Consider the following 12,976-nt stretch of genomic DNA (forward strand, 5'->3'; position numbering starts at 1 on the left):
CTAAATAGGACGGATTGACGGCTCAACTATGACAGATTGACGAGTGGATATGGATGTTTAAGGCTAAATAGGACGGATTGACGGCTCAACTATGACAGATTGACGAGTGGATATGGATGTTTAAGACTAAATAGGACGGATTGACGGCTCAACTATGACAGATTGACGAGTGGTAAAGTAAGAAAAATGGCAGCGGTTAGCTTCTTAAAGACAACTATAGCAACCAACAGCCTACGAGCAGCAAATTATTACTCATACCAAAATATATAATTTTGTCGGCGTAAGCCTATCCTGCGATAGAAAAAATGGGGTCATTTTGTCGGTAATCGCCTATCCTGCAATCAAAAAATATTGCTTAATCCCTGCCCTTTCACCCCTTTTTTGCCCTGATTTTTTGCCTTTAACTTGTTTTTACTTGGTTATAGTTGGTTTTACTTGGTTATAGTTGTATTTGGTTGTTTTAATAGCAAGCCTTACTTGTATTTGGTTGTATTTGGTTGTATGGTCTTATCTAACCTAATTTAAGGAGTAACGTATGGCTAAATCCAAGCTAACTAAACAAGCAATACGTTTTTTGGTTGATACATACGATGATGAAACTACCAATCATACTTTTCACCAAGTAAGAAAAATGATTGAAGACAAATTTAAGATAACCGTCACCTATGAAGCAATCCGAAAAAGTTATCATGCTAACAAAAACCTTTTGCGTGCTGAAGAAGTAGGAAAGACAAAAGAAAAACCTGAAGCTGGTGTAACTTCTGTTGAAAAAGACAAGCCCAAAAGCTTAATGAGTGAATTAAGAGCTATTAGGGAAGCAAATAACCGTAAGGAGTATAGAAGCATCTCTGAAGATATAGATGATGAAGAGGTGCTTGCGTTATTTTCTAGTCCAAAGCCTGACCAAGACGAATAACTAAAATACAGCTCATTTTGATATACAAGAAGGGAAAAGATAAATTCTGACTTACTCACCAATCTCGGTTGTCTTAGGTTGTCTTAGGTTGTGTTAAGTTGTTTGAGTGACAAATATTGGTTGTCTTAGGTTGTTTGACCTAACTATCTATACTACAAATCCAAATAATCTTTAATTGGACGTTTCTTAAACTGTGAAGCGTCGAGCCTATCCCAGATTCTGTGTAACCGCTATTTACTCCCGATCAATACTTACACAGAATCTGGGATGAGCTCCTACTTAGCGAGTTTGCACAGCGCCATGGTATTGAGGACCACGATAAAGCGGTGGAATTTACCGCGCACTTACGCCAAGTGGCCAAACGTTTTGATCACACGCTGGTTGAGAACAACAAAGCCATTATCAAGCTGTTGCGTGATCCTAATGCTGAACGTGAGCAGTATCTAGCGCTTACCAAGCATTTTACAGATTTTAGAGACAATATCGATCAAAAACGAACGGCATTTAATAGCAGTATTATCGACAAACTGGGCGGTAGCGCAGGAGAGGTTGGCAGAATGACTCGGGACACCATGTCATCGTTCAGCTATATAGAAGAATTAATGTATTACATCAATCAGGATAACTGCCCAGCTGAGGCTAGAAAAGCTGCTAGAGAACATCTAGCAGATACCTTAGATAAAACCTGTCAGCAATTCAAACTTGCGTTGCGCGATGTTAACTCACTACCAACAACCCAGCGTAAAAGCTACTCAGAGGCAATTAAAGCCACTTTAGAGGCGTTTACTGAGCAATATGGCAAAGAGCTGTCTGAAAGCCAACACAGAGCACTACAGGACGGTTTAGAGTCCTATCAGTATCAAGTGAGTAGAACTAATACACCTAGCCAAGGATTTAGTCCTTAATCTCATCCTTAAAAAAACGATTACTGAGGGATAAGTTGCTTAGGCAAGATATGTTGTTTAAGTGATGTTTTTTCACTTATCCACAAAAAATTTATCTCCCGTTTCTTTAAGGGTTTTTATTTGATCCTGTTTACTCCTGTTTACTCCTGTTTAAGAGCCTTTTTTCACCTTTAAAATCAATAGCTTACAAAGAGAAAAAACACAAAATGAGTAGAATAAACACAAAATGAGTAGAATAAACACAAAATGAGTAGAATAAACACAAAATGAGTAGAATAAACACAATAAAAAAATACTGATACTATTTGTAGTTTTATATGCTAAAGTGAATCTTGGTTATTATTGGAAATAACAGTAGATTAAGCAAGGATTCGAAAAAAATATGGAAAACAATCTAGTCGTACAATCCAATGAGCTTGTTCTAGCAGCTTATACCATGACTACTAAAGAAAAGCAGTTATTACTGACTTGTATTAGTCGTATTGACAGTAGACCTGATGCGCCAAATATTACTAAGCAAACCAAGTTTACGGTGACAGTTGAGGAAGTAGCAAAAATATTCTATACCGATAGCACCAAGAAGAATGCTTTTAGAGATTTAGAGCAAGCTAGTAATCGGCTTTTTGATAGGGAGGTACTGATAGCACTGGAGGATAATAAAACGCTTCGTACTCGCTTTGTTAGCGGTGTTCTTTACGACCCCAATGGAGAACAGATAACAATAACATTTGCAGAGGATGTACTGCCTTATTTGACACAGCTAAAAGCTAACTTCACAAAATATAGGCTGATGGAGGTGTCTGAGCTCTCAAGTATTCACTCTATGCGCTTATATGAATTAATTGTTTGTTGGGTAGGTCAGTACCAATATACTAAATCTATGGATTTAGACGATTTTCGCTATGTTATGGGCATTAAAGGTAAGTATAAGCAATTTGGACAGCTTAGAGAGCGTGTGATTGAGACTGCTATAGATGAGGTAAATGAGAGTACAAACTATAAAATTACTGTTGAGTACCATAAAAAAAGTAGGGGCAAAGGTTACGAGGGCCTAACGCTCAAATTCCATCGGAAAACATTAGACAAGCTAACCAGTGCAGACGGCACCCTGTCACAAGCTACCATACAGTCTATCGTTGATAACGTGCAGTTTATGAATGACTATAACAACCATCCAAGCCTAAGTTATGACGGCAAAATGCAGACTGACGCATTTAAGCGCGAAATGATTAATATCATACAACGAGAGCCTGAAAGCTTTAACAAGCCCAATAAAGGTTTAGAGAGCTATTTACCAAAGATTAAACACTAATGTTTTTTCAAATATCCGTTAAAGTCAAAAGAACCACCGTTTTTTCTTCTTAGCCGTCACGACGATTGAATCATCTTTTTTTTCTTGCTCTGGTTCAAGTGGCGGCTCATCACTCATTTCAGCCTGCTTAAACTCTAGCAGTCTCACTTGTGCGAAATCTTGGATACTAGCGTTGGCTTTATCCAGCGTTTTGTTTAACTGTCCTATCTGCTGCTGATAATTTTCAATTAACTTTTTTTGATCGCTTACTTGTTGGCTGAGGTGCTCATTCTTGAGCTTTTCAAGTGCTAATAGGTGTTCAATATCCGTATTGTACTGAACACTTTGACTGTTCAGAGGTGTACTTTGAACAGTGTCCACTGAACGTTCAGTACGTTTTTTAGAAATTGGCTCACCAAACACGCGCAACATTTCTGAAACGTCTATTTTCTTATCTGCTGTTCTAGAAAGCTCACCATCATTGACCTTCTGATAGATCGTGGTTCTTGATACACCCCATTCTTTTGCCGCTTTTGTCACCGATATGTTCATTGTTCACCTAGTGTTCAAGTACGTTTTTAGAAACTGTACAGTACAACTGTCCAGAACGTTCAGTGAACAACTATGGCACTAACCCGTCTATCAGGCACATTATAAATAAACTGCTGTGTAAATCAGACGGTTAGTTATATAGCACTCACTTTATTGAACAAATATAGGGTATTATTAATGCTTGAAAGCAGTGTTTTGGGTATTAAAGAAAGAAGGTTCTATGAAAAAATTTATTCTAAGTATGGCGTTATCTCTCTTTGCCTTATCTTCTCAGGCAGCAGTTACAGTCACTGATAATCCATTTTATAGTGATGTTGAGGTAGAGCATCCGTTGTTTGCTAAAGGTGCTGGCGGCTCTCAATGCAAAGGCTTACCGCGCACTTGTGGGCAGATGGTTAGCTGTGAACAAGCCAAACAAGCACTCAAATGTGGAAATACCAAGCTAGACCGTGATAAGGACGGCGTACCATGCGAATCAATATGTCCAGGTGGTTAATTGCAGTAGCGTCTATCGTTATGATTGGGTGCAGCTCAGGCAATACAGAAAATGATCTGTATGGTTCAGGCTATATCGTAGTGAGTGAGCAGACATGGAGTAAAATTACATGACTCCTTATTTTTTTACGGTGCCTGAGGGTGATATTGGGTGTGCCTCGAATCCTGCTTTTGGTCGTGAAGTGTACTTTCATCCTAAAGGTTACACCGATGAATCTTATATTGGTACACCGCTTAATAAGGCGGCGGTAGATGGCTTAAAGCTAAGTCATTTGACGCCAAATGTGACTTATAGTGTCAAAGAAGGGGTTGTTCTTAATGAAACTGTACAAATTGGGATGATCTCCAACTAATCATACTCAATGGTAACTGTTGCCGTTGATTTAACGGTTCCACCAGTAACCCCAGTTTCTGTCTGATAGTAACGTGCAACTAATGGGATATTATATTCAACATTCGCACTTGCTACTAACGATCCTAACGCAACTTTTTCATTCTTAGCAATAATATTGTTAGAACCTTGATATTGTGAGACTAATTGAGTACCCACTCCATTTGCTCGTGTAGATTGAGGGGCACTATTTGCAAGAACATCAGTAGTGTTGGCCGCAGCATCATAGTCAAAAGTTAAGCCTATTTTTTCAGGTACGGTTAGATTTGCACCACCATTACATTTGATGTTTAGATCAAAAGCTTGTTCACCTTGTGTTGATCCTATCCCTGTAAACCCACTTTTATTCACTGTTGGCAGTTCAACTACCTTATTCTTATTACCTTGTATTTCACATGACGAAGACGTGATAGTAATAGTATCACCAATTAAAGTACTGGTTAAAAAAGGTTTATCGTCCCTCCCTCTTAGGTGATAGCTACTATACCTCCCTGTCTGGAGCTTTCCATTTCCTGTGGCTGCAGCTGTTTTAATAATTTCTACAACAAAAAAGCCGCTACCTAAACTGTAGTCAGTTGTACCAAAAAAATTGTTTCCTTTTATTGATCTACTATAAGGATAGTAACCTGAGAAGTTTCCTCCATCTGATAATTCTCGATATAGACGAATACCGATACCTGAAATATTCGTTTTATACACATTATCGCCAGCACCAGGCGCTAATCCAAGATTGTTAGTGATAATTGCATCGACAAATCCTGTCGAATTATAAGTACACTTAACTGTTGATGAGGGATTAGCAGGGATTGGGAAGGTTTTTTTAACCAAAATCTTTCCAACTGGATCACTGGGCAGAACCGTCACTGCACCAACCGCCATATTGATATCTATTGATGTAAAACTTTCACTTACTGTGCAGGCTGCATAGGCTTCTGAACTTAAGGCACAGCTTATGAGTACCAAAACACTACTTAACACTTTATAGTTCATGACATACGCCTTCTAACATGATCATATTTTTATTATTATCAGATGCTTGAGTGGTGGCATCATATTGAATGCTACATTGCTCACTCTGCTCTTCACCCCATTTTACAGTCACTGTGTCTGTCAAAGTTTTGGTACGTAAATATGCTAAGCTACCTTGAGCAACCATGCCAACATATTCGCCTTTTGAGTCAAATATTTCAGCTGCAAATGGCAATGTCTCACCTTTTGCATTCAAAGTACGAATATAGATAGCCTTCCCTGACTTAGTTCTGAAGTCGACTTTTGAGATTGACCCAGCATAAGGTGCTATACGCTGACTGGTACCCTCTAATTCAACATCAAGAGACATACCTTCTGGATTTAAGGTAATATCATTTAAACGATAAGGGGTTACATAGGGTATAACCGCATAGCCTGATTTATTGATAGTCAAACCAGTGGTATTATTCACTTTAGCGCCTGTCGCTTCAGGGGCATAAACCAGAACCATAGTTTGACCTTGATCTGGACCAAAAAGAACACCGCCAGAGTGTGCAACAATATTTCCTCGAGTTGACAATGCTGCTTGCTCATACTGGTCTGAGATACCATAGGATCCACCTAAAGTCGCAAAGTTCGTACGATATTGAGCATTGGCACTCAGACTTGGGTTTTCCCCATATTCAGTGGCTAACGAGGCCCCATAATTGAAGCGATCTCCTACAACACCGTTTACCCCTACAGTGGTACTATCTTGAGTGGTAAATGAGTTGAAGTTTGCAGGACTACCTTTGATTGAGAGGGGTAATGATAATGTTAGTAGATATTCAGTATCATCATCTTTTCTACCTGTTACATCATTCTCTACAACGCGCTTAATGGCCGAGAGACCATAGTTTACGCCACGATAATTATTACTATAACCAACTTGGTATTCTTTAGTAGCTTCTACGTCGTTCCAATAGTCTGACCATGAGCCAGTGGCGTAGACATTACCCCAGTCATTAGGTAAACCTTGGTTTAGCGTGATTTGAAACTCACTACGTTGTTTACCGGCGTAGGCAGAGGTGATACCTCTGTTATCTAGATCTTTAGCCAATAAGGCATCACGTAATTTATAAAAATTTTCAGTTGAATAACGATAAGCAGCGAGCGTTAAATTGGTATTTGTTGGATCAATTCGCTTGCTATAACTAATACGATAGCTTTGTCCTGACTCTTTATCACGACGATCAAAATCAGTTTCAGAATGAGAGATATCTAACGCAACAGCGCCTATGGGTGTCGCAAATGCACTTCCTAAGGTTAGAGCCTTATAATTATCAGATCCTTGTAGACCACCATAAGCAGTAATATAGTTATTAATACCACGTTGGTATTGGCCTTGGAAAATAAACGGGTCAACCTCGATATCACGATCACGAAATTGACCTGTCATTACTGAGTAACGACTCATGCCTGGGCGCAGCATTTGTGCAACAGAAGCATAAGGTATTGAGTATTTTTGAATTTCACCACTAGCTTCTAAGATAGATATCTCTAACTCACCACCAAACCCTGTAGGATATAAGTCATTAATCTCAAAGCTTCCAGGAGCAACTGTTGTTTGATAAATCAGTTGACCTTGTTGGCGTATTTCTACTTTGGCATTGGTTTTGGCGTTACCACGGATCCGCGGTGCATAACCTGTCATGGTGTTGGGTAACATGCGATCATCGCTTGAAAACTCTGCACCACGATAACCAAATGAATCAAAAATCTCGCCATTAGTGAAGCTATCGCCAAGTGTCAATACACCACGGTATTCAGGAAAGGCGCGTTGAGCATAAGTGCTTACGGAATTATAAGTAGATTTAGATTCTTTATCTTCAGCTTCATCCTCCCACGTCCATTGTCCGTTATGGCGGAGTTGCCAACTTGCGATATTTGCCCCAGTATTTAAAGACAAGAATGCGTTTGTTCTCTCTTCATTATTATTAGATTTATTGAAGGTCTTATAGGCACTGGCGTTGTAAGAGGCGAATGCTGCATTGATGCCACGATCCCAAACACTGGGATCAATGTAACCTCGTGCATTTTTTTGCATTGCAATTTGAGGAATCGATACATCAAATCTTAGTTTTGAGGTATCAAGTTCGTAAAATGAATCGTCAACCCATTCATTAAGCTTTTGGCACTCTGTGTTAGTAGACTCTGTTTTTTCTTTGATGATTTCTGCTTTTATACCATACTCAAGTAGCTGCCGCGCTGTAAAACAGGTATATGCATTTTTATTATCTTCAGTCGCTTTAAACACCATGCGATGCTTACCAAACCAGCTGCCATTTATATAAACATCTACATTATACTCACCAGGCAAAATGGGATTACCATGTGTAAATCGATTGATATCAATTTTTTTAGCATCACCAATTAAAAAGTCAGAATTAAAATCTGCTTCTGTAGCAACGGATGACTTTTCTGGCTCATCAACTTCATCTGCATTAACTAAGGTAGGAATACTAAATGTTATTACACCAAAAGCGATGTAATAACTTAGATATCGTTTAAGATTCTTATTTTTTATAATCTTTTCACACATAGCATAAACATTCCTATTAGCCTGTCTGTTGATGACTATCAAAACATTAAAACTATTACTGGTTGATAGTGCGTTCGACACGCCCACCATAATCGTTAATAGTAGTAAAAGTCATATCTTTGATATTTGAGTTCTTTAAAGCTATTTTCTGCTCAGAAAAAGGAACTAGCATGATTCCTTCTGACAAAATATTAACTTTTTTACCTAAATGTTCTTGAGTTATAGTAGTGATAGTAATGTGAAAAGGTGTTGGGTTCTTAATTAATAAATTATTACCTTGGCTACTCCACTGAATCTTTTCAGGGGCTAAGGCAACATCTTCTTTGATGCCACTTGGACGATAAAAAAACTTGATGCGTGAGCGAATCGCTAGTTGTAAAAAGTTATCTGGAGCAGCTGCTTTATCTTTGGTAGATGGCTTAGGGGGTATATCTAAAACATTTAACCAAAATAACGTCTCTTGAGTTTTACTCAAGGTATTCGCAGTCGGCAAACTTGTTATACGTAGGTATTGACCTTTCTCGGCTTCTACACGTGTAATAGGTGGGGTAATAATAAAAGGCGCTTTTGATTGGTCTGGAGTTGCACTTGCATCTCCTTCATCGATCCATGCTTGAACCAATGCTGGTTTTTTACCAGTATTAGTGACTTGTAACGTGATTTCGCGTGCATCAGATGGATAGACAGCACGAGTACCATGAATGATAATCTCAGCATTGACTGCGCTGAAAGGGATTAAAAGTGCCAGTAAGCATGTTTTATAAAACGAGTGCTTTAAAGTCATATACTTACCTTAATTAAAAGAATTAATTAAAAGAGCTAGGTTAATTATTCAACCTAGCTCCTATCAATCTAATACAAATTATGGATAAATAATTGTATATTGCACAGAAGTATTAACAGTACCAGGAGTTGCAGTACCAGTAGCATAGTACTCAGCGTAATAATTAAGCTTAGCTGCACCACTTGTTGTAGCTACAGATTGTGAGTTTGTTTGAGGAACACCATTAGTCGCAAGAAGAGAGATAGGTAAATTATTTGAACCTAATAACTGTACTTGAACTTCATCAGCGCCGCCGGCAGCGGTATTTAAACGACCTGTAGCTAAGTCAACTGTTGAACCTGGCTCGAAGTAAGTAGCAACGTTTGTCTCTGGAGTACATCCAGTTAAGTTAATGGCAAAAGCAGTACGACCAGCAGTTTGACCCGCATTTGCAAGTGCGCTTTTATTAACCGTTGGAAGGGTTACAACAAAGTCCGGAGTACCGGCGTTTATCACACAAGTGCTGTCTGTGACCAAACCATTGATTGTGATTGTACCGTCAGCAGCGAACGCACTAGACATGCCAAGAACGATTAAAGAACTGGCTAAAAGAATTTTTTTCATACTGTGTCTCCATGGACTAGGGGGGGGGGTAGATACATAATACAGCATTATGTACTTACATTAATCAGCGTTATTATATACATAACATAACATCATTATATACATAACATAACATCATTATATATATATTATTGTAAGCAAATAAATAGGAACTACTTGTTAACCTTCATAGTTTTAGCCAAAGATGAGCACAAATTCAAGCCGATATACTTAGATAACCTTTTTTCGATTTTACAAAATTTAGTTATCAACCTTTCGTGGTTTTTTCAACTTATTGAAAGTACTGTGAACCGCCCTGAGACGGGTAAATAACCAGTATTCTAAGAAAGTACGACGAGTTCTATATCTGTGAAATCAGATGCATCTGGCAGGACAGTAAATACTGTGATAGCGCTCGTAAAGTTGGGGAGCAAATGAAAGCGGATGTCTTACAGGTTGCGTATTGCACGATCGATCAGTTAATGAAAAAATCATTGGCTGTAATGGGTTTGGCGTGGTAAGAATAAGATAAAAACTCATAACCATAATGACAAAGCGTGCTGGTGAATTGATTAATCATAACTTTAGGGCTCATCAATCTACCCAGCTAGGGGTTACACGTTTTACCTTTATCAAAACAACTAGGTTTATACCGCATTTATTATTGTTGTGTTTGCACGCGTTATTGTGGGTTGAAAGGAATCTAATCATATGTACACCGATATGGTGATAATAGCGCTAAATCAAGCGATAGCCGATAGGAGCAATCTCAAAGATATAATTCATTGCATCGATATAGGGGTTCAGAGCTTAGACATCTGCTACAATTCTAGCATGGTTGACTCTGGCGCGATTACCTGGGTCAGTATAAAAGGGAGTAATGCACTGGCTAAAATGGTCAACGGGCTTTATGAATCTGTAGTAATTAAATATCTAAAAAACAAAGCTATGGGGTAAGCAATATTGAATTAGCCACGTTTTAATGGATGCTTAATTGAATAAAGTGCGACTGAATGAGCTATTTCTAGAAGTTTTTGATATCATCAAACCATTCATGAAAAGAGACATATGTTTATCCAGTTTTTCAATATCATTTTGGTTAGGCATTGCTTATTCTCTATTCGGTAGTAGCACACTCTATAGGAACGTTTCTTTATCCTCTAGCATAGATATATAAACCCAAACTTATTGAACAGTGACTTTGTCACAATGTGTTGTATTTGTTGGTATAAATACAATAGCGACTATAAGCTCTACAATATCCTGGAAAACCTAATCGCAAGGATGGTTACTAATATAAAAATTAGACCGATTATCCATAATGATTGTAAAAAAAATTTTCTGTCATTCATATTCAGTTGTCCAATATTATTATCAGGATATAACTCACTATAATAGTGCATATAAAATCGGTTTAGCTACTGCTGAAGGTAATTACTCCAATAAATAAGAACACTCATAAATAGAGAGTAACTGCTAAAATACCTCAGCTATCATTCTTGCTTTAATACTCGATAAACTGTAGCCACCCCAGCACCAACCGCCTTAGCAATTTCCTCTTTTGTCATATTGTTTTGACTGGCCAATTCTCTAATACGATTGTGTTTCGTTGTATTAGGCTTCTTACCGGCGGGCTTATAGCCACTATTAGCCAATCCCTGCTTGATACGCTCTCTACGCTTGTCATTATCAAGCTTTGCCATCGTTGCTAACAAGTCGATCAGCATATGGTTAATCACTGTTAGGATCTCACCTGTCATGCCCTTACTTACCGTATGCGTAGTTGGTAGATCAGCTACCACCAATCGTAAGCCCTTGTCTTTTATACGCTGCTTTAGAATCGCAAAATCATCTTGAGATAGCCGGCTTAATCTATCCACGCTTTCAACCAGCAGAATATCGCCTTCTTCAGCATCATTGAGTAACAGAGTGAGTGCTGGTCTATCAAGCTTCGTACCACTGAAATGCTCAACGTACTCAACATGGTTATCATCATAGCTTTGGCTAAAGCTAATCAAGTCAGACAAGGCTCTCTTAGCGTCTTGATCCTTAGTACTGGCTCTCACATAAATACGAACGGTCATAACGCCACCTCTATTACTTAGACTTAATAATTAATGTTCATTGATAATAGCCAGATATTACTATCATTTAATAATAGAAACAAGTCTAATGATAGCTAGGTTATCGTTTAGAGATTTTATGTTTTGGGTATAGGCTAATGATAGGAAAAAAGCACAGCAACCAGCCCTATAATTCAAAAGTCTGTTATAGATGGTTCCATGTTAACAGTCTGTTTTAAGTAGTCTATTAATAGGTTTAAAGGGTAAAATGCCTGGTTCCGTTGGGGTATGCTTAAAAGTTAATATTTTTTATAAGAGAGTGGGTTTGGATATGGAAAAGAAGCCAGGAGATATCAGTGTAGGTGATGAGCTGACCAATCAAGAGATTGTAGGTATATTTAAATGTGGTAATCAAGGAGGGATGAGAAGGAGCAAGCGTGAGAACTGCCTTGTTCTTATAACTGATCATACAAAATCTTTGTATGATGATCATATTGATTCAAAAGGGATTTTACATTATACCGGTATGGGAACGAAAGGGGACCAGGACTTAAATAAGTCTCAGAATAGAACTTTAAATGAATCTAAAGGTAATGATATCAAAGTCTATTTTTTTGAGAAATACGGTCAGAAGTCCTCGTATAGATTTAATGGTGAAGTCGAACTAGATGGTGAACCGTATGAGGGAAAACAACATGATGAGCTAGGTGTGCTTAGAAAGGTCTATATATTTCCACTTAGACCCATTAATACAGAGTCTTTCCCTGTAATTGGAAATAATGAACTTAATGAAACGATAGAGATTAAAGAGAAGAAAACTAAAAAGCTATCAAATCGCGAGTTAGCTGAAAGAGCTACTAAATTAAATCATACTTCATCTACTAGTAACACCTATAGAAAAGTCATCTCAAAACAATATGATCGTAATGAATTTGTCAAAGAGTACGCCCGGAGAAGGGCAGCAGGACGATGTCAATTATGTGATGAATTAGCGCCTTTTAAAAGTAATGGAGTTCCATTTCTAGAGGTCCATCATGTTGAATGGTTAGCAGAGGGTGGTCCTGATTCTGTAGATAACGTTGTTGCACTTTGCCCCAACTGTCATAGAAAAATGCATGTTATCAATAAACCTAAAGATTTGCAGACGTTAGTTGATAAAGCTAAGGAGATTTTGAGCCTTTCCTAAAAATTGAACTGCCCCAGTATTGTTAGAAATCCCACAATCTAAGAGACTAACTATTAGTTAGATGACTGTGTGCGTTTAGTTATATCTCTAGGCGTGGCGCTTTTGACGGCTCAACTATGACAGATTGACGAGTGGATATGGATGTTTAAGGCTAAATAGGACGGATTGACGGCTCAACTATGACAGATTGACGAGTGGATATGGATGTTTAAGACTAAATAGGACGGATTGACGGCTCAACTATGACAGATTGACGAGTGG

At 38.2% G+C, this 12,976-nt stretch carries 13 protein-coding genes; 7 read left to right on the plus strand and 6 right to left on the minus strand.

Features of this window, described 5'->3' with window-relative positions; all coding sequences use genetic code 11:
* Window positions 1-535 precede the first annotated feature (535 nt).
* The 3 genes from I3257_RS13630 to I3257_RS13640 all read left to right on the plus strand — a co-directional run bounded on the left by I3257_RS13630 (window position 536) and on the right by I3257_RS13640 (window position 3,133).
* On the plus strand, window positions 536-916 hold the full coding sequence (locus tag I3257_RS13630; protein WP_238050100.1) for a hypothetical protein: 381 nt from the start codon (window positions 536-538) through the stop codon (window positions 914-916).
* 326 nt (window positions 917-1,242) lie between these two features.
* Window positions 1,243-1,821 (plus strand): hypothetical protein, encoded by a 579-nt coding sequence (locus I3257_RS13635; RefSeq protein ID WP_238050101.1) that lies wholly within the window; start codon window positions 1,243-1,245, stop codon window positions 1,819-1,821.
* Window positions 1,822-2,203: 382 nt separating this feature from the next.
* A complete protein-coding gene (locus I3257_RS13640; protein WP_211181355.1) occupies window positions 2,204-3,133 on the plus strand; it encodes a replication initiation protein in 930 nt (309 codons plus the stop codon).
* Between the two features lie 24 nt (window positions 3,134-3,157).
* On the opposite strand, the gene I3257_RS13645 is transcribed toward I3257_RS13640, so the two are convergent.
* The gene (locus I3257_RS13645; protein WP_181718454.1) at window positions 3,158-3,664 is read right to left on the minus strand and encodes a plasmid replication DNA-binding protein; all 507 of its coding nucleotides are present in this window, start codon (window positions 3,662-3,664) and stop codon (window positions 3,158-3,160) included.
* Between the two features lie 220 nt (window positions 3,665-3,884).
* Between I3257_RS13645 and I3257_RS13650 the strand changes: the two genes are divergently transcribed.
* Window positions 3,885-4,160: an excalibur calcium-binding domain-containing protein gene (locus I3257_RS13650; RefSeq protein WP_068408089.1), complete on the plus strand. Its 276-nt coding sequence runs from the start codon at window positions 3,885-3,887 to the stop codon at window positions 4,158-4,160.
* A 109-nt stretch (window positions 4,161-4,269) separates the two neighbouring features.
* The gene (locus I3257_RS13655) at window positions 4,270-4,512 is read left to right on the plus strand and encodes a hypothetical protein (RefSeq protein WP_201602928.1); all 243 of its coding nucleotides are present in this window, start codon (window positions 4,270-4,272) and stop codon (window positions 4,510-4,512) included.
* On the opposite strand, the gene I3257_RS13660 is transcribed toward I3257_RS13655, so the two are convergent.
* The 4 genes from I3257_RS13660 to I3257_RS13675 form a co-directional block, all read right to left on the minus strand.
* On the minus strand, window positions 4,509-5,540 hold the full coding sequence (locus I3257_RS13660; protein ID WP_238050102.1) for a fimbrial protein: 1,032 nt from the start codon (window positions 5,538-5,540) through the stop codon (window positions 4,509-4,511). The two genes, I3257_RS13655 and I3257_RS13660, sit on opposite strands and share 4 nt — an antisense overlap.
* Entirely contained in the window at window positions 5,530-8,100 is a 2,571-nt protein-coding gene (locus I3257_RS13665; RefSeq protein ID WP_238050107.1) for a fimbria/pilus outer membrane usher protein, read from the minus strand. The genes I3257_RS13660 and I3257_RS13665 overlap by 11 nt, the downstream gene beginning before the upstream one ends.
* A 55-nt stretch (window positions 8,101-8,155) precedes the next feature.
* Window positions 8,156-8,884: a molecular chaperone gene (locus tag I3257_RS13670; protein WP_238050103.1), complete on the minus strand. Its 729-nt coding sequence runs from the start codon at window positions 8,882-8,884 to the stop codon at window positions 8,156-8,158.
* Between the two features lie 78 nt (window positions 8,885-8,962).
* Window positions 8,963-9,487, minus strand: a complete 525-nt coding sequence (locus I3257_RS13675) for a fimbrial protein (protein ID WP_238050104.1) — start codon at window positions 9,485-9,487, stop codon at window positions 8,963-8,965.
* A 690-nt stretch (window positions 9,488-10,177) separates the two neighbouring features.
* On the opposite strand from I3257_RS13675, the gene I3257_RS13680 reads away from it, so the two are divergent.
* The gene (locus I3257_RS13680) at window positions 10,178-10,423 is read left to right on the plus strand and encodes a hypothetical protein (RefSeq protein WP_201624585.1); all 246 of its coding nucleotides are present in this window, start codon (window positions 10,178-10,180) and stop codon (window positions 10,421-10,423) included.
* A gap of 536 nt (window positions 10,424-10,959) precedes the next feature.
* Here I3257_RS13680 and I3257_RS13685 read toward each other — a convergent pair.
* Window positions 10,960-11,550, minus strand: a complete 591-nt coding sequence (locus I3257_RS13685) for a recombinase family protein (RefSeq protein WP_238050105.1) — start codon at window positions 11,548-11,550, stop codon at window positions 10,960-10,962.
* Between the two features lie 310 nt (window positions 11,551-11,860).
* Here I3257_RS13685 and I3257_RS13690 point away from each other — a divergent pair, with 310 nt between their 5' ends.
* On the plus strand, window positions 11,861-12,715 hold the full coding sequence (locus I3257_RS13690) for an HNH endonuclease (RefSeq protein ID WP_238050106.1): 855 nt from the start codon (window positions 11,861-11,863) through the stop codon (window positions 12,713-12,715).
* Window positions 12,716-12,976 lie beyond the last annotated feature (261 nt).

The sequence above is a fragment of the Psychrobacter sp. Ps7 genome, from assembly GCF_022129225.1.
Taxonomy (GTDB): domain Bacteria; phylum Pseudomonadota; class Gammaproteobacteria; order Pseudomonadales; family Moraxellaceae; genus Psychrobacter; species Psychrobacter immobilis_A.

Coding starts and splice junctions, on each gene's coding strand:
- I3257_RS13630 (WP_238050100.1), top strand. CDS start 536: ATGGCTAAATCCAAGCTAACTAAACAAGCAATACGTTTTTTGGTTGAT.
- I3257_RS13640 (WP_211181355.1), top strand. CDS start 2,204: ATGGAAAACAATCTAGTCGTACAATCCAATGAGCTTGTTCTAGCAGCT.
- I3257_RS13645 (WP_181718454.1), bottom strand. CDS start 3,664: ATGAACATATCGGTGACAAAAGCGGCAAAAGAATGGGGTGTATCAAGA.
- I3257_RS13650 (WP_068408089.1), top strand. CDS start 3,885: ATGAAAAAATTTATTCTAAGTATGGCGTTATCTCTCTTTGCCTTATCT.
- I3257_RS13655 (WP_201602928.1), top strand. CDS start 4,270: ATGACTCCTTATTTTTTTACGGTGCCTGAGGGTGATATTGGGTGTGCC.
- I3257_RS13660 (WP_238050102.1), bottom strand. CDS start 5,540: ATGAACTATAAAGTGTTAAGTAGTGTTTTGGTACTCATAAGCTGTGCC.
- I3257_RS13665 (WP_238050107.1), bottom strand. CDS start 8,100: ATGTGTGAAAAGATTATAAAAAATAAGAATCTTAAACGATATCTAAGT.
- I3257_RS13670 (WP_238050103.1), bottom strand. CDS start 8,884: ATGACTTTAAAGCACTCGTTTTATAAAACATGCTTACTGGCACTTTTA.
- I3257_RS13675 (WP_238050104.1), bottom strand. CDS start 9,487: ATGAAAAAAATTCTTTTAGCCAGTTCTTTAATCGTTCTTGGCATGTCT.
- I3257_RS13680 (WP_201624585.1), top strand. CDS start 10,178: ATGTACACCGATATGGTGATAATAGCGCTAAATCAAGCGATAGCCGAT.
- I3257_RS13685 (WP_238050105.1), bottom strand. CDS start 11,550: ATGACCGTTCGTATTTATGTGAGAGCCAGTACTAAGGATCAAGACGCT.
- I3257_RS13690 (WP_238050106.1), top strand. CDS start 11,861: ATGGAAAAGAAGCCAGGAGATATCAGTGTAGGTGATGAGCTGACCAAT.